Annotated in this window: 1 protein-coding gene; it reads left to right on the forward strand. The window is 62.1% G+C overall.

What is annotated here, in order from left to right; all coding sequences use genetic code 11:
* The coding region (locus AACW18_RS17625) for a VCBS domain-containing protein (RefSeq protein WP_218390107.1) at positions 1 to 203 on the forward strand (203 nt) is incomplete at both ends.

Here is a 203-nt window from a genome sequence, read left to right on the forward strand (position 1 = left end):
GCACCCCGAGTGCCAATGCCCTGGGTAGCCTGACCATTGCCGCGGATGGCAAGTGGAGCTATGAGGTCGCCAACAGCAAGGTGCAGTACCTGGGCCAGGGCGAGACCAAGGTCGAGACCTTCACCGTACAGAGCCTGGATGGCACCAGCCATACCGTGACCATCACCATCACCGGCGTCAACGACGGTGCGGTGATTGTGGGT

Origin of the sequence: Aeromonas sp. sia0103 (genome assembly GCF_963895295.1) — a bacterium.
Taxonomy (GTDB): domain Bacteria; phylum Pseudomonadota; class Gammaproteobacteria; order Enterobacterales; family Aeromonadaceae; genus Aeromonas; species Aeromonas encheleia.